We start from the raw sequence: 18,482 nt of genomic DNA, 5'->3' as shown, positions 1-18,482 counted from the left end.
GGAATTGCACTCGCCCGGCGCACCCGCGGACACAACAAAAAACCCGCCTCGCGGCGGGTTTCTTTCAACGCGTTGATTCCGCTCGGGAATCTGGTGGCTATGGGTGGACTCGAACCACCGACCCAGCCTTATGAGTGAAGGCTCGATGCGGCCAAGCGCCTGAAAATGCTGAGGAATATCAGTGTTTTCCTGTGTTGGGATGCCGACTTACTGTAGGTAAGCCGGCCTGAAGCCGATAGGGCTGACCACGCAGCTGCGCGGTCAGCTCCTCGCTGAGGGTTACTCAGTTGTCCGGGTGTCCCAGCTTGTCACCCGAAGATGCCAGTCGCGCGTCCCAGAACCATCCGGTGTAGACCTTCGTGCTGCCCCAGCTCCAGTCGGCACCCGGCAGCACGTTCCAGTTGACGCCACAGTCCCACTTGCCCTGGATGCGGAGACAGATCCGCACGCTCAGCGGCTCGCGACACGTATTGGTGATCTTCCGGGCCGAGCCCTGCGGGAAAGCGGTGTTGGGAGCATCGAAGGGCTGCGTCGCACAGATCGGGCGTTGTCCCGTCCCCCCGTTAGGCGCCGAAGACTGGGCATTGCTCGCGGCCTGGCGGGAGTGGGTGCTCTGGCTGGAGCTTGCAGAAGATGCGTCGTCGCTACTGTCGGTCTGATCGTCTGCACCGTCGTTCGTCGAGCTGCCGGCTGCCTTCTGGCCGGCGTAGCCCTGACTCGCCGGGCGCCAGGGTTCAAGGTCGGTCTGGAAGCCGGCCTCCCACTTCTGGATGAAGTTCATCCGCCCCTGCGCTGCGGTGGCGGGGTCCGCAGCTGGGGCAGAGCACTGAGACGTACGCTGGAGCTTCGACGGGTACTTTCGGTCGATATGAGCCTTCCACGCCGAGGTATAGTCGCCGCTGCCATCGACCGGGAAGGTTTCTGAAACTGCCACGACGCCGTCGATGTAAGGGTTAGTCGGGTTATCGGTGATCAGTGACGTGCACAGCGTGGTCTGTTGTGCGCGTGCAGCCAACGGCAGGGCGCCCAGAAGCGCCAGGACGACGATGGTCCGTTTCATGTATTCCCCTGTGTATGGATGGTCCAGCGGCGCAGCCCCCCGGCCACGCTCCCCGCCGCGATTGTGAGTCGATCGAAGGGAAAAGCAAGGGCCACGGATGCACCTCGATATGGGACCCAAACCACGCTGAAGTCGGCCGAACTCGTCTCGCCAGCCCAACAAATCGCGCCAACAAAAAACCCGCCAAGAGGCGGGTTCTTCAACGCGTTGATTCCGCTCGGGAATCTGGTGGCTATGGGTGGACTCGAACCACCGACCCCAGCATTATGAGTGCTGTGCTCTAACCGGCTGAGCTACATAGCCGCGTGAACCGCGTATTCTTCATTTCGACCCCCCGCCTGTCAAGCCGGCGGCACGTGCTTGTCGCCTGCGGCGGGGCATGGCAGAGTCGGTGGCAGTAGATTTCAGGAGTCCGCATCGTGATCGATCCGGACGGCTACCGACCCAATGTCGGCATCGTGTTGATGCGGCCGGATGGCCGGGTGTTCTGGGCACGACGCGTGCGCCGGGATGGCTGGCAGTTTCCGCAAGGCGGCATGAACACGGACGAGACGCCGGTCGAGGCCATGTATCGTGAGTTGCGCGAAGAAACCGGCCTGTTGCCCGAACATGTTGAAGTTCTGGGTGTCACGCCCGGTTGGCTGCGGTATCGACTGCCTCCCCGCGCCATCCGGCGCAACGAACGCCAGGTCTGTATCGGGCAGAAGCAGGTGTGGTTCCTGTTGAGGCTGGTGGGCGACGAGGCGCATCTTCGCCTCGACCTGACCGAAAGCCCGGAGTTCGACCACTGGCGCTGGGTGGACTTCTGGTACCCGCTCGAGCATGTGGTCATCTTCAAGCGCCGGGTCTATGCCAGCGCGCTGGAGCACTTGGCCACCTTCGCCCGGACGGTCGCCGGTCCGCAGGCGATCCCTCCCCAGCTGCCCATGCCCCGGTCGCAGGATGCGCCCCGACGCCGGGGTCGCGACCGACCGCTGCGTAAACGTGGCGGCGTGGGCGAACCCCTCAAGAATTGACAATCATTCTCATTCGGGGTGGAATAGCCCCGGGCCGTCCCGTGCCCGCCGCATCACCACCGCCACCGTGTACGTCTGCATCTGCAACGGCGTGACCGACCGCCAGATCCGCGAAGCCGCCAGCGCCGGGTGCACCACCATGGCCGAACTCACGATGCGGACCGGTGCCGGCGCCAACTGTGGCAGCTGCCTGGACATGGCGATGGACGTGCTGCAGGCCGCCCAGCCCGCACCTCGCGAGAGCGTGTTCCCGATCATCGGCCTGTCGCACGCCGCCTGACGATCCCGTGGCTGCGTTGCAGCGCGGTCGCATCACCGAATGATCACGATTCGCGTTCCGTCACCCGCGGCGCGCACGGGCTAACCTTCGCCGTCCTTCCGCCCACGGAGCATGGCCATGAAAGGCGATACCAAGGTCATCGAGTACCTCAACAAGGCGCTCTACAACGAGCTGACCGCGATCAACCAGTACTTCCTGCACGCCAAGATGCTGAAGAACTGGGGCTTCAGGGAACTCGCCGAGCACGAGTACAAGGAATCCATCGACGAGATGAAGCATGCCGACAGACTGTCGGAGCGCATCCTGTTTCTCGATGGCCTGCCGAACTTCCAGGCGCTGGGCAAGCTGCGCATCGGCGAGACGCCGCGTGAAATCCTCGAATGCGACCTGGCGCTGGAACACGAAGCGCTGCCGCTATTGCGCGAGGCGATCGCCCATTGCGAATCCGTCGCCGACTACGTCAGCCGGCAGCTGTTCGTCGCCATCCTCGATTCCGAAGAAGAACACATCGACTGGCTGGAAACGCAGTTGTCGGTCATCGACCGCATCGGCGAGCCGAATTATCTGTTGACCAAGCTCGAGGGCGACGACTGAGGCATGGTCGCGACGGCCGGCGGCTGCAGCAGCGGCCGGCCCAGCTGCTGCGCCGCATAGCCTTGCAGGGCCATGCGCGCGCGCGCGTACTCGGCGATCACCAGGGCCACGGCCACGGCCGGACGTTCCAGCTTCCGCGCACGGGCGCCCAGTTCCACCCGCTTGGCCGCGGCCGACAGGGCCATCGCGCCGACGTTCGCGCTCGACGACTTCAGCGTATGCGCGGCGTCACGCATCGCATCGAGGTCGGGCACGGCCGCCGCCTTCTCCAGCGTGCCGATCAGGCGGGGCGCGTCTTCGAGGAAGATCGAAATGATGCGCGTGGTTTCGTCGCCGGCGATCTCGCGCAGTTCCTCCAGCATGGTCTGGTCCAGGACCGGGAAACTCGGCGCCGGCGCCCGGGCCGTCGACACGGCGGGGGCGGGGATCGCCGGTTCGGCGTTCGTCACCAGGGCGGCATTGCGGAGCACGAAGTTCATGCGGTCCGGCAGCCAGCGGTGCAGGCAGCCTTCCAGTTGTTCGCGCGACACCGGCTTGGCCAGGTAGTCGTCCATCCCGGCATCGAGGCAGCGTTGCCGGTCGCCGGCCATGGCATTGGCCGTCATCGCCACGATCGGCAGGCGACCGCCGTCGGCGCGCTGCGCCTCCAGCTCGCGCCAGCGCCGCGTCGCGGCATAGCCGTCGAGCACCGGCATCTGGCAGTCCATCAGGATCAGGTCGAAGTGCTCCACCTGCATGCGCTTCAACGCGATGTCGCCGTTGGCCGCCGTCTCGCACGAGAAGCCGAGCGCGGACAGCAGCTTCTGCGCCACCAGCAGGTTGACCGGGTTGTCCTCGACCAGCAGCAGGCGGGGTTCGGTCCGCATCGCGCTGACGACCGCGGACTCGGGTTGCGCGGTTGCCGGCTCTTCCTCGGGCGCGGCGGAGAGGCGCGCGACGCCTTCTGCTTCAGTGTGAGCGGGGGGCGCATCCGCCGGCGGCGCCGCGATGTCGGCCAGCTCCGGGAACATCCCGTCCAGCGCTTCGTTCGCCGGCTCCTGTTCGGGTGCCGCGCCGGTCAGGGCGGCGCGCAGGTCGGCGTCGGGCGATTGCCGTGACAGCAGCGTGCTGCGGGGATGCAGTTCGACGGGCACGGTCTCGTCGCCGTACAGCCACACCAGCCGCAGCGCGTCGGGCGAAGGACGCCGCGTGATGGTCCGGTGCAGCGCCAGCGCCGTGCTGCGGATGCCGCCGACGTCGGCCAGCACCGCCAGATAATCCTGCTGCCCCTGTTCGCCGACCAGGCGCAGGCGATCCAGGGCTTCCTGCGTCGTTTCCACCGCCACCGGCTGCATGCCCCAGTTGGTCGCCAGCAGCGTGAGACGTTGGCGCAGGCGCGCGTCGGGCGACACGATCAGTACGCGGCCGTGGTCCAGCGCGCCGTTGTCGCGCTGGCGCAGGTCGCCGATGATCTTCATCAGCGGCACTTCGAACCAGAAGGTGGAGCCGCGCCCCACCTCCGACACCACGTCGATGCGGCCGCCCATCAGGTCGACGATGCGCCGGCAGATCGCCAGCCCCAGCCCGGTGCCGCCGTACAGGCGGGTAGTGGAGGCATCGGCCTGGCTGAAAGAGTGGAACAGGCGATGGCGCGCGTCCTCTTCGATGCCGATGCCGGTATCGCGTACTTCGAATCGCAGCAGGTGCTGAGCGGCGGTTTCGCCCAGCCGGCGCACCACCAGCGTGATCGTGCCGCGCTCGGTGAACTTGATGGCGTTGCCGATCAGGTTGGTCAGCACCTGGCGCAAGCGGACCGGATCGCCACGCACGGGCAGCCGAACGGCGGGGTCGAGTTGCAGGCTCAGGCGCAGGCCCTTGTTCTCCGCCGGCCGGAACATCAGCTGCAGCACGCCGTCGAGGAGTTCGCGCAGGTTGAAGCCGGTGATCTCCAGGTCCAGCTTGTTCGCTTCGAGCTTGGAGTAGTCGAGGATGTCGTCGACGATGCGCAGCAGCTGGTGCGACGACGCGGTCGCGGTGCTCAGCATCTCGCGCTGGTCGGCGGCCAGTGGCGCCCGCGACAGCATTTCCAGCATCGGCACGATGCCGTTGAGCGGCGTGCGGATCTCGTGGCTCATCGTGGCCAGGAACTCGCCCTTGGCCATCGCGGCGGACTCCGCGGCCTGCTTGGCGCGCACGAGTTCCTGCTCAAGGCGATCATGGCGCTGCAGGTCACGCTGCAGACCGTCGCGTTCCGATTCGGCCATCGCCGCGCGCGCCTGCACGCCCGCGTGGCGATGCGCCTCGCTGCGTGCGTTCAGGGCGGAGGCCACGGCGGCGACCAGTGCAAGGGCGGCCATGCCTGCGGTCAGCGGCAGCCAGGGGCCCGGTACGCCGGACCAGTGCAGGCCGAGCGCCACGCCCGAGGCGGCGACACCCGCCACGGTCACCCAGGGCATCACCGGCGTACGACCGGCCGTGGGCATCGTTACAGCACCGCGTTGTGGAAATCGAAGCCGAGTTCGCTGCCGACCGCCTGCACCAGGTTGCCCTGGATGAAGTCGACGCCGCCCATCCACATGGCGGCCGCGGCCTGGGGGTCTTCGATCTGCTGGCCGATCACCTGCAATCCCTGGCGGTGGGCGTTGTCGATGATGCCGCGCAGCTGGTCGCGCAGCACCGGATCCGCATGCGCGCTGGCGTATTTGCTGGAAACGCGGACGAAGCCCAGCGGCAGCTGCGTGAGCAGGGCGTCGGCTTCCGCGCCGGGTTCGAACTGGCTGAGGCAGAACTGCACGCCGGCTGGCATCAGCTGCTGGCAGAACTGGCGAAGGGTGACGGTATGGATCAGCGCATCGGCCAGGCGCAGGTCGATGACCAGCGACGTGCCTTCGATGCCGCGCGCGCGCAGCGCGTCGAGCAGCCACTGCGCATGCGATTCGCGCGCGAGCGAGCGCGGCGACTGCGAAACGAACAGGCGCAGCGAAGGACCGGCCGCTTGCCGTTCGGCCAGCACGTACAGCGCGTGTTCCAGCACCCAATGGTCGATCTGGGCGATGCCGCCGGCCAGTTCGGCGGCCGGGATCACCTGCGATGCCGGCAGCAGCGAGCCGTCGGGCTGGCGCATGCGCAGCAGCACCTGGTACTGCGCCTGGTCGCTGCCGGCGACGGCGACGATCGGCTGGTAGGCGAGTTCGAACTGGCCGTCCTCCAGCGAAATGCGGGGCGCGTCGTCGTCGACTTCGGCAGGCACGAATTCGGCTAGGCTGTCGGGCTTCAGGCGTGCCTGCAGGACCGCGCGTTCGATGGCCTCCAGCGCGCTGCCGGCGTCGGCGAAGCCGAGCGACAGCGCGGTGTACCCGACCGAGCCGCGGAGCTTGAGGACTTCGTTGGGACGCGTCTGGAAATCGTGGCCCGCCAGGCCGTCGCGCAGTTGCTGCGCGAGCGCGGCGAGCGTGGCTTCGTCGACGCTGTCGGCCAGCATCAGGAAACTGTTGTCGTTCAGGCGCGCCACCGGATGCGGCGACGCGACGGAGGCCAGTTGCCGGCCGGCCTGGTTCATCAGGTGCTCGAACACCGCGTAGCCGTAGCGCTCGCGCAGGCTCAACGCGCTGTTGACCTCGACGAAGAACAGGCCGCCGCGCGACTGGCGCTGCAGCGAGTCCGCCAGTTGCTGCAGCACGAAGCTGCGCGTCGGCAGGCCGGTGTCGGTATTCACCGACGGCCGCGGCGCCTGCAGTGCCTGGCTGCGCTGGCGCGCGCGCTGGATGCGGTTGGAGACCGCGGCGATCAGGTGCCGGGGCCGGATCGGCTTGTTGAGGAAATCGTCGGCGCCGCTTTCGAGCACCTCGAACTGGCGTTCCGGGTCGGGATCACCGGTCAGGAACACGATCGGCAGGTGCAGGTACTCCGGCTGCTGCCGCAGCAGCATGGTCAGCGACATGCCGTCCTTGCCGGGCATGTGCAGGTCCATGAGCACCAGGTCCGGACGGAAGCGGCGCATGGTGTCCAGCAGGCCGTCGGACTGCATCTGCACTTCGGCCTGCATGCCGGCGCCGTGCAGCACGCTCTGGGCGAACAGGGCCTGGCCGCGATCGTCTTCGACGATCAGCACGCGATACGGGGATTCCGGATCGACCGGCTCCGGCGGCGGGGCGGGCGCGGTCGCATCCGTGGGCGCGGCAGGCGCAGCGGCCGGGGCGGCGACAGGCGGGGGCGGTGGCGTCTGGGTCATCTCGACGGGCTCTCCGGCTCCAGGGGCATCCGCCGCGTCCTCAGGGGCGGCATCGTCCACCCAGCGGCGCCAATGGTGCGCCGGTGGTGTTTCGGCCCGCAGGCGTGAGCGTGAAGGCTCGTCCTGCGGGCGGGATGTGGCATCGAGCGTGGACATCAGGCTTCCCCAAGCTGAGCCCCATTATGCGATGAAGTTCACGACCGAGGCGGAGTCATGATTACCGATGCACCGGCGCCTGTCACGGGCCGGAGGCCGGGGGCGAGGCATGTGCCGGGGGCGCGGCCTGCAGCAGACGCTTCACGCCACGCGCAAGCTTGCGCCAGACCCACCAGACGGCCGCCGCGATCAGCAGCGACGTCCCGATCACCAGCAGCAACGCAATCCAGGGGTGCGCAAAGGCCAAGGCCAGCCCGCCGACCACGACCGCGTCCTCGGTGACCGACGCAGCCCAGTTGCTGACCGGCTCGGGCGACGTGTTCATGAGTGCGCGTGTGCCGCTCTTGAGCACGTGGCTTGTCAGGGCGACCCCGGCTCCGGCCGCCAGCACGCCCCCGCTGAGCTGGCCGTCCGGCGACAGCGTGGCGGCCGCGAGGAAGGCGCCGGCAGGCACCCGGGCCAGGGTCTGCAGCAGGTCCCAACCGGAGTCCACGCCCGGGATCTTGTCGGCGAAGAACTCCGTCAGCGCCAGCGCACCGGAAGTGCCCAGCACCCACCACGATTCGGTCGCCTGCAACGCGGGGGGCAAGTCGAGCCAACCCAGCGCGCCGGCCAGGCCGACGCCGAACACCGTCAGGTAGACGCGGATCCCCGCCATCCATGCCAACAGGATCCCAATTACGAAAAGATGCGCTTCGGACATCCCGGCCACTCCCGTTAGACTCTTGGGCTCGCGCCACTGCGGCGAGTATAGGGGTCCCGTGTGGCTGCCGGCTGAGCGCCGTCCGCCGCTTGTCCGTCATGCCTGCGCCTGTTCCTTCCCGCTTCCGGATCGTGCCGCGCGACGCGGCCGTACGCCGCCGCGGCACCTCGCTGCTCTTCCTGGTGGCGTGGGTGGCCAGTCTTGGCGCGGTCTGGTGGGTAGCCAGCCACACCGCCGCGCCGCGGCTGGCGCAGGCCGATGCGGCGCGCACCCAGGCCGAGCGCGAACTCGAGGCGGTGAGCGCCGAACTGACCACCCTGCGCCAGCGCGAATCCACGCTGGCCCGCTCAGACCAGATCAGCCGCGCGGCCAATGCCGAAGTGCAGGAGGGTCTGGCCGAGCGCGACGAGGAAATCGCCGCGCTGCGCGCGGACATCGCGTTCTACGAGCGTCTGGTCGGATCGACCAGCCAGCGCAAGGGCCTGAGTGTCCACGTTGCCGAATTCGCGCCTGAAGCCGGCGGCACCTGGCGCTACCAGATCATGCTGACCCAGACCATGAACCGCGGCGCGATCAGCCAGGGCCAGATGCGCTTCATCGTCGAAGGGGTCCGCGCCGGCAAGCTGGCCACGGTGCAGTGGGACGAGCTGCACCAGCAGCGCAGCGCCCCGGCGCAGGCGTATTCCTTCCGTTATTTCCAGCAGTTGGATGGCAACGTGATGCTGCCGCCGGACTTCACCCCGCAACGCGTCAAGGTGTCGTTGCATGGCGAGGACGCGGCGGTGGAGCAGGCCCTCGACTGGAAGACCGCCACAGCCGCAGGAGGCAAGTGAGATGTTCAAGCCCAAGCCCATCCGTCCCGACGTAGGCGCCATCGACACCCTGATCGGTCCGCAGGTCACCATCCGGGGCGACGTCGTGTTCAGTGGTGGCCTGTACGTGGAAGGCCACATCCAGGGCAAGGTGATCGCCGAAGCCGGCGGTCGTGCGGTGCTGACCCTTGCCGAACAGGGCAGCATCGAAGGCGAGGTGCAGGTGCCGGTGGTGGTGATCAACGGGCGCATGACCGGCGATGTCCATGCCCTTGAGCGCATCGAACTGGCCGCCAAGGCGCGCGTGCAGGGCAACCTGCACTACAAGGTGGTCGAGATGACTGCCGGTGCGCAACTCACGGGGCGGCTGGTGCATGCCGACGCGGTGCCCGCGGACACCGGCGCGCACGAAGCGGCACCGACCGACGCCTGGGCCACCGCCGACGCCTGACGGCGCCATTCAGAGCCCGCTGGGAACGGCCGCGCTATCCTGCGGCCATGAACGCTAGGCCCGTCCCGCCGAACGTACCTCCGCCCCGTTTCAAACGGGGGCCGGTCATCGCGCTCTCGGTGCTGGGCGGCGTACTCGTGCTGGGCGGCTGGGCGCTGTGGCACGCGCTGGCGGGCGACGCGGAGCCGGGCCCTACGCCCGCGCAACTGCGGGTCCAGCAACAGCGCATCGAGGTGCTCGAGCAGCAGGTCGCCACGTTGTCCCGCTCCGACCAGATCAGCCGCGACGCCAACCGCGACCTGCAGGCCACCCTGTCCGAGCGCGACGAGGAAATCGCCGGCCTTCGCGCCGATGTCGCGTTTTACGAACGGTTCGTCGGTGCCACCGCGCAACGTCGCGGCCTGTCGGTGCACGAGCTCATCCTGCAGCCGCAGGACGAACAGGCCTGGCACTTCACCGCCACGCTCACGCAGAACCTCAACCGCGGCGCCGTGAATGCGGGCCGCCTGCTGGTGTCCGTGGAAGGGACCGAGGCCGGCAAGCTGCGCCGCCTGGCCTGGGCCGACCTGCGGCAGCAACCGAATGCACCGGGCGTACCGTACTCGTTCAAGTATTTCCAGCAGGTCGAGGGCGACCTGCTGCTGCCGCCCGGTTTCAAGCCCGTGCGCGTCATCGCCCGTGTCGTGCCGCAGAGTGGCGCGGCCGTGGAACAGTCGTTCCCGTGGGCGCAGGCGTCGGCGAAGAAAGGTGCCGGCGAAGGCGCCGGCACGCGCTGAACTTGAACTGCCTTCCGCCAGCCCCCATCCTTGCCGCATGACCACCGTCGTTTCCCTGCCCACTGCCGCGGCCGCGCCCGATTACCAGTCGATCGACCGCCCGCTGAACTTCACGCCGGCGGCGGCCGCCAAGGTGCGCGAGCTGATCCAGGAAGAAGGCAGCGATTCGCTCGCCCTTCGCGTCTACATCCAGGGCGGCGGGTGCTCGGGATTCCAGTACGGGTTCGAGTTCGACGAAAACCGTGCGGAAGACGATGTCGCCGTGGATACCGATGGCGTGTCGCTGCTGGTGGATCCGCTGAGCCTGCAATACCTGATGGGTGCCGAGGTGGACTACAGCGAAAGCCTGCAGGGTGCGCAGTTCGTCATCCGCAACCCGAACGCCAAGACCACCTGCGGCTGCGGCAGCAGTTTCAGCATGTGACGCTCGGCCTGCCGCGTTCCGTGACAGGTCACGCTTCCCTTTCTGCACCGCTTTCCGGGTTCGCCTTCGCGGGCGACACGCTGGACCGCGCCGACGCCTTGCGCGACGACGCCGACGCGCTGGCGCGCCTGTGGCCGGACGCGCGCGTGCTGGTGCTGGACGATGAAGGGCGCGCGATGGCGGATGCCGACGGTGCGCTGCTGGCCAGCGCAGGCGCATCCTTGGGCGGGGGTCCCGGCGCCAGCCTCTTCCTTGGCGTGCGCGACGGCGTGGCGTGGTTCGCCGCGCATGCCCGCCACCATGCGGTGGAAGCGCCCGCATGGCGTGACCTGCGGCGTGCGGCGGCGACCTGGCCCGCATTCGAGTCGGGTGTTTTCGCGATGGCGCGCGCGCTGCTGCATTGGCAGTCGTCGACCCGTTTCTGCAGTGCCTGTGGCGGTGACATCACGTTCCGCCGGGCCGGGTACATCGCGCACTGCACCCAGTGCGGCAAAGACCACTATCCGCGCGTCGACCCCGCCGTGATCGTTGCGGTGAGCGACGGCGAGCGCCTGCTGCTCGGCCGACAGGCATCGTGGCCGCCACGTCGCTATTCGGTCGTCGCCGGTTTCGTGGAACCCGGCGAGACGCTCGAGCAGACCGTCGCCCGCGAAGTGATGGAGGAAACCAGGGTGCGGGTGCGATCGTGCCATTACCTGGGTGCGCAACCGTGGCCCTTTCCGGGTGCGTTGATGCTGGGCTTCTGTGCCGACGCCGAACCCGACCTGCCGCAGGTCGACGGCGAGCTGGAGGACGCGCGCTGGTTCTCGTTCGATGAGATCGACGCCGCGCTCGCGCGCGAGGGCAGCGACGACGGCGAGGGCCTGCTGTTGTCGCCGTCGATTTCGATCGCGCGCGCGCTGATCGAGCACTGGCACGCCGGCATGCGCGCGCGCCTCGCGCCCACGGCAGCCGAGACCGGGCGTTAACAGCCCCCCACGCTAGAATCCCGGCCGGAGGAGCCCGCATGTCGATCACGCTCGTTGCCGTCGTGCTTGCGCTGGTGCTGGGCCATGTCGCGCCTACGCTGGTCGCCTCGCTCCGTCGGTACGCGTGGTACGACGCGTGGCTTCACTGGCTGGGCGAATCGGCGGGCGGCGCGTGGCAGGCACGCCATGGCATCGCACTGGCGCTGGTGCCGGTGCTGCTGGTGGTCGCGCTGCTGCAGTGGCTGCTCGATGGACCGGTCTACGGACTCGTGGGCCTGGTGTTCGATATCGCGGTCCTGGTCTATGCGTGGGGTCCCCGCGATCTCGATGTCGACGTCGAAGCCGTCATCGATGCGCACGACGCCCCGAGCCGTCGCGCCGCCATCGCGCGCCTCGGCTTGACGGGCGAGACGGCGGCGCTGGATGGTCCCGCGCTGGTGGAGGCCGTGTTCGCCAATGCATTGCGCCGCTGGTTTGGCGTGCTGTTCTGGTTCCTGCTGCTCGGCCCGGTGGGGGCGATGCTCTATCGGCTTGCGGTGCACAGCCGCGCTTCGGAGGCCCTGCCGGAGCAGAACCGGCGCGGGACGCAGGTGCTGACGACGGCACTCGAGTGGCCGGTCGCGCAATTGATGACGCTCGCGATGGCGCTGGTGGGCAACTTCGATACGGTGTTCACCGCATGGCGTGAAGCGGGCGGCACGCGTTTCCGCCTGGACACGGGCTTCCTGCCGCACGCCGCCCGCGCAAGCGTGCGCGGCGAGCTGGCGGAGGAGGCCGAGGAATATGCGGAGGAGGGCATGGTGCAGGCCATGCGCGACCTGCCCGAACTGCGCGATGCGATGAGCTTGGTGTGGCGCATCCTGCTGCTGTGGCTGGCGACGCTGGCAGTGTTCGTGATCGGCGGCTGGGTCAGCTGAGCCAGCGTGTGCAGCGTCAGCCCGGCGCGAGCAGCGTGAAGGGAAACCACGGCAGGTTGCGCGCGATCCAGTATGCCGGCAACAGCACCAGCCAGAAGCGGGGCGCCAGCAGGACGCGCATCACCGGTTCGAGCGCACGCGGGCGCCAGCCCTGTCCGTGCGCGATCATCATCGGGATCGCCGGCAACAGCAGCACCGCGAGCGGATTCATCGCGAAGGCGCGCCCCAGGTCGCCGTGGACCAGTGCGTGCAGGGCGCGGGTCAGGCCGCATCCCACGCAGAAATAACCGGTCAGTGCGCGGAACATGCAGCCCGGGAACGGGCTGTCCGCGGCATTGGGATCGAACGTCAGCAGCAGCCATACGCCAGCGGCGGCCACCAGGGCCGCCGCCGTCAATGCCGCGTAGTGCAGGGGTCGCAGCGCGATCACTGCATCTGTTGCATCTGCTGCATCATCTCCATGTACTGCTCCATGCCGCCGGTGGCGATCATGATGATGTTGAGCAGCAGGCCGATGATGGCGAACGCAGTGGCCACCCAGCACCAGGTCTTGGCGTTGGCGGACGCGCGGCGCGCGCCTTCTAGGTCGCCCTGGTTGAGCTTGCCGTTCACCTGCGACGAGAACACGATCGCGACGATGCCGATCAGGCCGAGCGGGCAGCACAGGCAGGTCGCCAGTACGGTGGACACGATGGCCCATGCGAGATGGTTGGGTACGCTGTCCGGCGTGGACGACGAGGGCATGGGAGGTACGGCGCTCATGCAGGCTTTCCTTGTGCAGGGATGGAGGGTCGTGCGAGTCGGCCTACATGCCGCTCATGCCGCCCAATAGTGCCAGACCGCCGAACAAAAAGAACCAGAGCGCCATCAGGATCGGGCCGATCAGCGCCGAGGCGATCGCCCAGTTCAACGCCTTCCGCGACGCGTCCTGCGCACCGGCCAGATCGCCTGCCGCCCGCTTTCCATCCACCTGTGCGGCGAACACGATCGAGACGATGCCCAGCGGCAGGCAACAGAACAGCGTGGTGAGGATGGCCCATACCAGATGGTTGGGAACATAGGGTCCGTGCGTGGAGGGCGGCAGGCTGCTCATGCGGTTCTCGCGGAAAGACGGAGGGCAGGGCGGGGCCGCCGCCGTGCGCGGTGACGCGTGATGGAAGAAGCCCCTGCCGTCAGCCTAGCCGGTAACCCGGCGCTGCGGAAGCATCACGCGGCATCGCCCCGCAACGCGCGCACCTTCGCCTCCAGCGCGTCCGCATCCACGGTCGCGCCGTCCATCGGCTCGCCGGCCATGACCTCGACGTGCGCGCGGAATCGCCGTGGTACGCGCATGCGGCCGAGCCGCGAGTCGCGCCGGCTCCACATGCTGGCCCACATGCCCTTCAGCGCCATCGGCACGACGGGGACCGGGCGCCGCTCGAGGATCTTCTCGACGCCCGACTTGAACGCGGCGATCTCGCCGTCCTTCGTCAACGCGCCTTCCGGGAAGATGCCCACGATCTCGCCCTCGGCCAGCGCCGCGTCGATCTCCTCGAACGCGCGCTGCATGAGTTCGGGATTCTCCCGGGCCCCGGCGATCGGGATGGCCTTGGCGGTGCGGAAGATCCAGCTCATCACCGGGATGTTGAAGATCTTGTAGTACATGACGAAGCGCACCGGGCGCGGGATCGTGGCCGCCAGGATCAGCGCGTCCATGTAGCTGACATGGTTGCAGACGATCAGTGCCGGGCCTTCGTCGGGGACGTTCTTCTCGATGCCGTGGAGGCGCAGCCGGTACAGCGCGCGCACCAGCACCCAGCTGAGGAAACGCATCAGGAACTCGGGCACGATCGTGAAGATCCAGATGGCGACCGCGGCGTTGGCGATGGCCAGCGCGAGGAACATCTGCGGACTGGTCCAGTCCAGCCCTCGCTGGAGGGCGAGACCCGTCAAGGCCGCCAGCACGATGAAGCCGGAGTTCTGGATGTTCAGCGCCGCGAACACGCGCGCCATCTCAGAGGCGCGCGTGCGGCTCTGGATCAGCGCGAACAGCGGCACCACGAAGATGCCGGTGAACAGGCCGATACCCACCAGATCAATGATGATGCGCACGCTGCCGGGCTGGCGCACGAACTGCGCCAGGTCCAGTCCTCCGACCGGCGCCAGGCCGGGGCGCGCGAAATACAGGTCCAGCAGGAAGGCCGTCATGCCGGCCGCGCCGACGGGCACCAGGCCGATCTCGACGGTGCGGCCGGACAGTTTCTCGCACAGCAGCGAGCCGATGCCGGTGCCGACGGAGAACAGTGCCAGTGCCGCCACGTAAAGCGTGGCGGAATCGCCCGGCGCACCGAGATGCAGTTCGGCATACGTGGGCAGCTGCGAGGTCAGCAGCGTGCCGAAGAACCAGAACCACGACACGCCCAGGATGGCGTTGCGCACGGCCAGTTGCTGTTTGGCCATGCGCAGCACGACCAGCGACTCGGGGATCGGATTCCAGTTGATCTTCAGGTCCGGCGCGCCGGCATCCATGCGCGGGATCAGCCGCGACAACGCGTTGCCCAGCAACGCGAGCAGCACGATGGCGACGGCGGCCGCCTGCGGGCCGTGGGCGCCGGCCACCTGGAAGATCATGCCGCCGGCGATCATGCCGCACAGGATCGAGATCGACGTGCCCATCTCGACCAGGCCGTTGCCGCCTGTCAGCTCCTCCGGCTTGAGGATCGACGGCAGCACGGAATACTTCACCGGTCCGAACAACGTGGACTGCACGCCGGTACAGAACAGGGCGACCAGCAGCACCGGCATGTTCTGCAGCAGGAAGCCCACCGCGGCCAGCGACATGATCACGATCTCCATCGTCGTGGTGATCACGATCAGGCGGTGCTTCTCCAGTTTCTCCGCGATCTGGCCGGCGATTGCCGAGAACAGGAAATACGGCAGGATGAAGATGGCCGGCGCGATGACGGCGTAGAGCGCGCGTTCGTCGGTGCTGGCGCCCAGGAAGATCAGCAGGCCGATGATCGCCTGCCGGTACACGTTGTCGTTGAAGGCGCCGAGCGCCTGGACGGTGAAGTACGGCAGGAACCGCCGTTGCGTCAGCAGCGAAAACTGGCTGTGGCTGGACATGCGCCCTCCGTGGGTTGCGCGCAGCCTAGCAAATCGCGATGGCGATGCGCGCCGCTGCGCCCGACAGTGTTCCGTCGATGGCATTGAAGGGCAGAGGGGGCAGGGGGATAGTGGCCGCCCCACGTCGTCCGGTATCGCCCCGTCCATGAGTCGCCTGTTCTCGCCCCTCGCGCTGGGGCCGCTGTCGCTTTCCAACCGCATCGTCATTGCGCCGATGTGCCAGTACTCCTCGGAGGAAGGCCGCGCCACCGCATGGCACGCCTTCCATTGGCCCAACCTCGCGCAGTCCGGTGCCGCCCTGGCGATCATCGAGGCCACCGCCGTTGAAGCGCGCGGCCGCATCAGCTGGGCGGACCTCGGCCTGTGGGACGACACCACCGAAGCCGCGTTCGCCAACGCGCTGGCGGCGACGCGCCGCTACTCGAGCATGCCGATCGGCGTGCAACTGGCGCACGCCGGCCGCAAGGCGTCCACGCATCGTCCCTGGGACCACCACGGCGCGCAGATCGCGCCGGACGCACCGCACGGCTGGCAGACAGTGTCGGCTTCGCCGGTCGCCTACGCCGAGGGCCAGCATGCGCCGGACGCGCTGGACCAGGCCGGCATCGATGCCGTCGTCGCCGCGTTCGCCGACAGTGCGCGTCGCGCCGTGCGACTCGGGCTGCAACTGATCGAGATCCACGCCGCGCACGGCTATCTGCTGCACCAGTTCCTGTCGCCGTTGAGCAACCAGCGCGATGACGCCTACGGCGGCACGCTGGAAAGTCGCATGCGCCTCGCGCTGCAGGTGTTCGACGCCGTCAAGGCTGCCGTGCCGGCGTCGGTGGCGGTCGGTATCCGCATCTCGGCCACCGACTGGGTCGACGGCGGGTGGGATCTCGCGCAGAGCCTCGTGCTGGCGAAGGCGCTGGATGCGCGCGGCTGCCATTTCATCCATGTATCGAGCGGCGGCCTGCATCCGGCGCAGCGGATCGCGCTGGGGCCGGGCTACCAGGTGCCCTTCGCCGAGGCGATCAAGCGCGAGGTGGCGATGCCGGTCATCGCCGTCGGCCTGATCACCGAACCGCAGCAGGCCGAAGACCTCCTGGTGCAGGACCGGGCCGACGCGATCGCCATCGCGCGCGGCATCCTCTACGACCCGCGCTGGCCGTGGCATGCCGCCGCAGCGCTGGGGGCGAAGGTCGCCGTCGCGCCGCAATACCTGCGCAGTGCGCCGCGCGAGCACGCGGCGAGTTTCGTGCAGGCGGAGTAGACGGTCAACCGTCCGCGCGTTCGCGCGCGATCGCGCGCCAGCCGATGTCGATGCGGTGGAACTCGTTCGTCCATCGCACCTTGTCCACGCCCGCGTACGCATGTCGTTGCGCATCGGACACCGAATCGCCCAGCGCGGCGACGCACAGCACGCGCCCGCCGGCGCTGACCACGCGACCTTCGGCATCCAGCGCGGTACCGGCATGGAAGACCTTGGCCGTGGCCGGCACCTCGTCCAGCCCGAGGATCACGTCGCCCGTCACCGGCGTCTCCGGGTATGGCGAAGCGGCCATCACCACGCCGAGCGACGGGCGTGGATCCCACTGCGCCTCGGCGGCGTCCAGGCGGCCGTCGATGGCCGCTTCGACCAGCTCCACCAGGTCGGACTTCAGGCGCAGCATCACCGGCTGCGTTTCCGGGTCGCCGAAGCGCACGTTGAATTCGATGACCTTGGGCGCGCCGGCCGCATCGATCATGAGTCCCGCATACAGGAACCCGGTGAACGGCACGCCGTCGGCGAGCATGCCCTGCACGGTGGGATTCACCACCTCGCGCATCACGCGCGCATGCACGTCCGCCGTGACCACCGGCGCCGGCGAATAGGCGCCCATGCCCCCCGTGTTGGGGCCGGTATCACCGTCGCCCACCCGCTTGTGGTCCTGGCTCGTCGCCATCGGCAGGGCGGTGTTGCCATCCACCATCGAAATGAAGCTGGCTTCTTCGCCGTCCAGGAATTCCTCGATCACCACGCGCGCACCGGCGTCGCCGAAGGCATTGCCCGACAGCATGTCGCGCACCGCGTCTTCGGCTTCCTGCAAGGTCATCGCCACGATGACGCCCTTGCCCGCTGCCAGGCCGTCGGCCTTGACCACGATCGGGGCGCCTTTCTCCCGGAGGTACGCCAGTGCGGCGTCCACCTCGGTATGCACCGCGTAGAACGCGGTCGGGATGCCGTGGCGTGCGAGGAAGTCCTTGGCGAACGCCTTGCTGCCTTCCAACTGTGCCGCTGCCGCCGTGGGGCCGAAGATGCGCAGCCCGGCCAGGCGGAAGCGGTCCACCACGCCGGCCACCAGCGGCACTTCGGGGCCGACCACGGTCAGGCCCACGCCTTCGGCCCGCACCAGCGCAAGCAGGCCTTCGATGTCATTGGCCTTGACGGCGGCGTTGCGGCACTTGGCCTCGGTCGCGGTGCCGGCGTTGCCGGGCGCCACGATCACCTCGTCCACGCGCGGCGACTGCGCCAGCTTCCACGCCAGCGCGTGCTCACGACCGCCGGAACCGATCACCAGGACTTTCAAGGGGCTTTCCTCAGGGCTGGGCCGGCGCGTCGGCCGGCGGGCTCGCGCAGGCGCGCGCGGGGAGGGCGACTTCGAAGAACAGGACATCTTCGCGGTCCACGAAGCGGCGTACGAGCACCGCTTCGGTATCGAGCAGCGGCATGATCTCGGGACGTCCGCACAGGTCGCGCAGCGCGGCCTGCTCACTGTCCTTCAGTGCGTCGAAGCCGGGGGCGCCGCGCGTCTTCGCGGCGCTGCCGGCCGGACTGCGCACCAGCAGGACCAGGCGGTCGCCGTCGACGGACACCGATTCGGTGACCAGGTCCTCGAAGTAGGGCGCCGGCAAGGTAGCGGCGATCCGCGTCCTCGCTTCCTGCACGGGCTGCCGCGTGTCCGAGCATCCGGCCAGGGCACACGCCGCGATCATCGACGCCAGCACGGTGGATACGTTGCGAGTCATGGCCTGCGCTGCTCCTCGAATG

The 18,482-nt window shown here is 68.4% G+C and carries 18 protein-coding genes, 1 tRNA gene and 2 pseudogenes; 10 read left to right on the top strand and 11 right to left on the bottom strand.

The genetic code is table 11. The features are described from left to right. Nucleotides 1-283 precede the first annotated feature (283 nt). Both Q0907_RS17450 and Q0907_RS17445 read right to left on the bottom strand, forming a co-directional pair. Nucleotides 284-1,060: a hypothetical protein gene (locus tag Q0907_RS17450; RefSeq protein ID WP_299347137.1), complete on the bottom strand. Its 777-nt coding sequence runs from the start codon at nucleotides 1,058-1,060 to the stop codon at nucleotides 284-286. Between the two features lie 226 nt (nucleotides 1,061-1,286). Continuing rightward, nucleotides 1,287-1,363, bottom strand: a tRNA-Met gene (locus Q0907_RS17445). A 116-nt stretch (nucleotides 1,364-1,479) separates the two neighbouring features. Here Q0907_RS17445 and Q0907_RS17440 point away from each other — a divergent pair. The 3 genes and pseudogenes from Q0907_RS17440 to bfr form a co-directional block, all read left to right on the top strand. Next, nucleotides 1,480-1,959, top strand: a pseudogene (locus Q0907_RS17440) (RNA pyrophosphohydrolase); the annotation flags it as partial. Between the two features lie 184 nt (nucleotides 1,960-2,143). After that, nucleotides 2,144-2,356, top strand: coding sequence for a bacterioferritin-associated ferredoxin (locus tag Q0907_RS17435; protein WP_296281909.1), 213 nt, complete (start codon nucleotides 2,144-2,146; stop codon nucleotides 2,354-2,356). Between the two features lie 117 nt (nucleotides 2,357-2,473). After that, nucleotides 2,474-2,950 (top strand): bacterioferritin, encoded by a 477-nt coding sequence (gene bfr / locus Q0907_RS17430; protein WP_299347135.1) that lies wholly within the window; start codon nucleotides 2,474-2,476, stop codon nucleotides 2,948-2,950. On the opposite strand, the gene Q0907_RS17425 is transcribed toward bfr, so the two are convergent. From Q0907_RS17425 to Q0907_RS17415, 3 genes are all read right to left on the bottom strand, one after another. Next, nucleotides 2,917-5,412 carry an ATP-binding protein gene (locus tag Q0907_RS17425; RefSeq protein ID WP_299347133.1) on the bottom strand — a complete coding sequence of 832 codons (2,496 nt, stop codon included), beginning with the start codon at nucleotides 5,410-5,412 and terminating at the stop codon, nucleotides 2,917-2,919. The two genes, bfr and Q0907_RS17425, sit on opposite strands and share 34 nt — an antisense overlap. 2 nt (nucleotides 5,413-5,414) lie before the next feature. Further along, a complete protein-coding gene (locus Q0907_RS17420; RefSeq protein ID WP_299347132.1) occupies nucleotides 5,415-7,316 on the bottom strand; it encodes an EAL domain-containing response regulator in 1,902 nt (633 codons plus the stop codon). A gap of 82 nt (nucleotides 7,317-7,398) precedes the next feature. Next, a complete protein-coding gene (locus Q0907_RS17415; RefSeq protein ID WP_299347131.1) occupies nucleotides 7,399-8,019 on the bottom strand; it encodes a DUF4126 domain-containing protein in 621 nt (206 codons plus the stop codon). 98 nt (nucleotides 8,020-8,117) lie between these two features. Here Q0907_RS17415 and Q0907_RS17410 point away from each other — a divergent pair, with 98 nt between their 5' ends. The 6 genes and pseudogenes from Q0907_RS17410 to Q0907_RS17385 all read left to right on the top strand — a co-directional run bounded on the left by Q0907_RS17410 (nucleotide 8,118) and on the right by Q0907_RS17385 (nucleotide 12,367). After that, nucleotides 8,118-8,852: a DUF6776 family protein gene (locus Q0907_RS17410; RefSeq protein WP_299347129.1), complete on the top strand. Its 735-nt coding sequence runs from the start codon at nucleotides 8,118-8,120 to the stop codon at nucleotides 8,850-8,852. Nucleotide 8,853: 1 nt separating this feature from the next. Further along, a pseudogene (locus Q0907_RS17405) lies at nucleotides 8,854-9,210 on the top strand (polymer-forming cytoskeletal protein); the annotation flags it as partial. Nucleotides 9,211-9,329: 119 nt separating this feature from the next. After that, complete coding sequence (locus tag Q0907_RS17400) at nucleotides 9,330-10,058, top strand: DUF6776 family protein (RefSeq protein WP_299347127.1); 729 nt, start codon at nucleotides 9,330-9,332, stop codon at nucleotides 10,056-10,058. Nucleotides 10,059-10,095: 37 nt separating this feature from the next. Next, nucleotides 10,096-10,482 (top strand): iron-sulfur cluster insertion protein ErpA, encoded by a 387-nt coding sequence (gene erpA, locus Q0907_RS17395; RefSeq protein ID WP_213604616.1) that lies wholly within the window; start codon nucleotides 10,096-10,098, stop codon nucleotides 10,480-10,482. Nucleotides 10,483-10,502: 20 nt separating this feature from the next. Further along, on the top strand, nucleotides 10,503-11,450 hold the full coding sequence (gene nudC / locus Q0907_RS17390) for an NAD(+) diphosphatase (RefSeq protein ID WP_299347125.1): 948 nt from the start codon (nucleotides 10,503-10,505) through the stop codon (nucleotides 11,448-11,450). Between the two features lie 38 nt (nucleotides 11,451-11,488). Continuing rightward, the gene (locus Q0907_RS17385; RefSeq protein ID WP_299347123.1) at nucleotides 11,489-12,367 is read left to right on the top strand and encodes a hypothetical protein; all 879 of its coding nucleotides are present in this window, start codon (nucleotides 11,489-11,491) and stop codon (nucleotides 12,365-12,367) included. 16 nt (nucleotides 12,368-12,383) lie between these two features. Here Q0907_RS17385 and Q0907_RS17380 read toward each other — a convergent pair whose 3' ends face one another. From Q0907_RS17380 to Q0907_RS17365, 4 genes are all read right to left on the bottom strand, one after another. Next, a complete protein-coding gene (locus Q0907_RS17380; RefSeq protein ID WP_296281983.1) occupies nucleotides 12,384-12,794 on the bottom strand; it encodes a DUF2752 domain-containing protein in 411 nt (136 codons plus the stop codon). Further along, nucleotides 12,794-13,129, bottom strand: a complete 336-nt coding sequence (locus Q0907_RS17375; protein ID WP_296281928.1) for a CD225/dispanin family protein — start codon at nucleotides 13,127-13,129, stop codon at nucleotides 12,794-12,796. The genes Q0907_RS17380 and Q0907_RS17375 overlap by 1 nt, the downstream gene beginning before the upstream one ends. A gap of 43 nt (nucleotides 13,130-13,172) precedes the next feature. Next, complete coding sequence (locus Q0907_RS17370; protein ID WP_296281929.1) at nucleotides 13,173-13,460, bottom strand: CD225/dispanin family protein; 288 nt, start codon at nucleotides 13,458-13,460, stop codon at nucleotides 13,173-13,175. A 113-nt stretch (nucleotides 13,461-13,573) separates the two neighbouring features. After that, nucleotides 13,574-15,472, bottom strand: a complete 1,899-nt coding sequence (locus tag Q0907_RS17365) for an MFS transporter (protein WP_299347121.1) — start codon at nucleotides 15,470-15,472, stop codon at nucleotides 13,574-13,576. 145 nt (nucleotides 15,473-15,617) lie between these two features. Between Q0907_RS17365 and Q0907_RS17360 the strand changes: the two genes are divergently transcribed. Further along, nucleotides 15,618-16,724 carry an NADH:flavin oxidoreductase/NADH oxidase gene (locus Q0907_RS17360; RefSeq protein ID WP_299347119.1) on the top strand — a complete coding sequence of 369 codons (1,107 nt, stop codon included), beginning with the start codon at nucleotides 15,618-15,620 and terminating at the stop codon, nucleotides 16,722-16,724. A 4-nt stretch (nucleotides 16,725-16,728) separates the two neighbouring features. On the opposite strand, the gene purD is transcribed toward Q0907_RS17360, so the two are convergent. Beyond that, entirely contained in the window at nucleotides 16,729-18,021 is a 1,293-nt protein-coding gene (gene purD, locus Q0907_RS17355; RefSeq protein WP_299347117.1) for a phosphoribosylamine--glycine ligase, read from the bottom strand. Nucleotides 18,022-18,031: 10 nt separating this feature from the next. Further along, entirely contained in the window at nucleotides 18,032-18,460 is a 429-nt protein-coding gene (locus Q0907_RS17350; RefSeq protein ID WP_296281935.1) for a hypothetical protein, read from the bottom strand. Nucleotides 18,461-18,482 lie beyond the last annotated feature (22 nt).

Source organism: uncultured Pseudoxanthomonas sp., assembly GCF_947498795.1.
Lineage (GTDB): Bacteria > Pseudomonadota > Gammaproteobacteria > Xanthomonadales > Xanthomonadaceae > Pseudoxanthomonas_A.
This window is presented reverse-complemented; position numbering and strand designations above follow the sequence as displayed.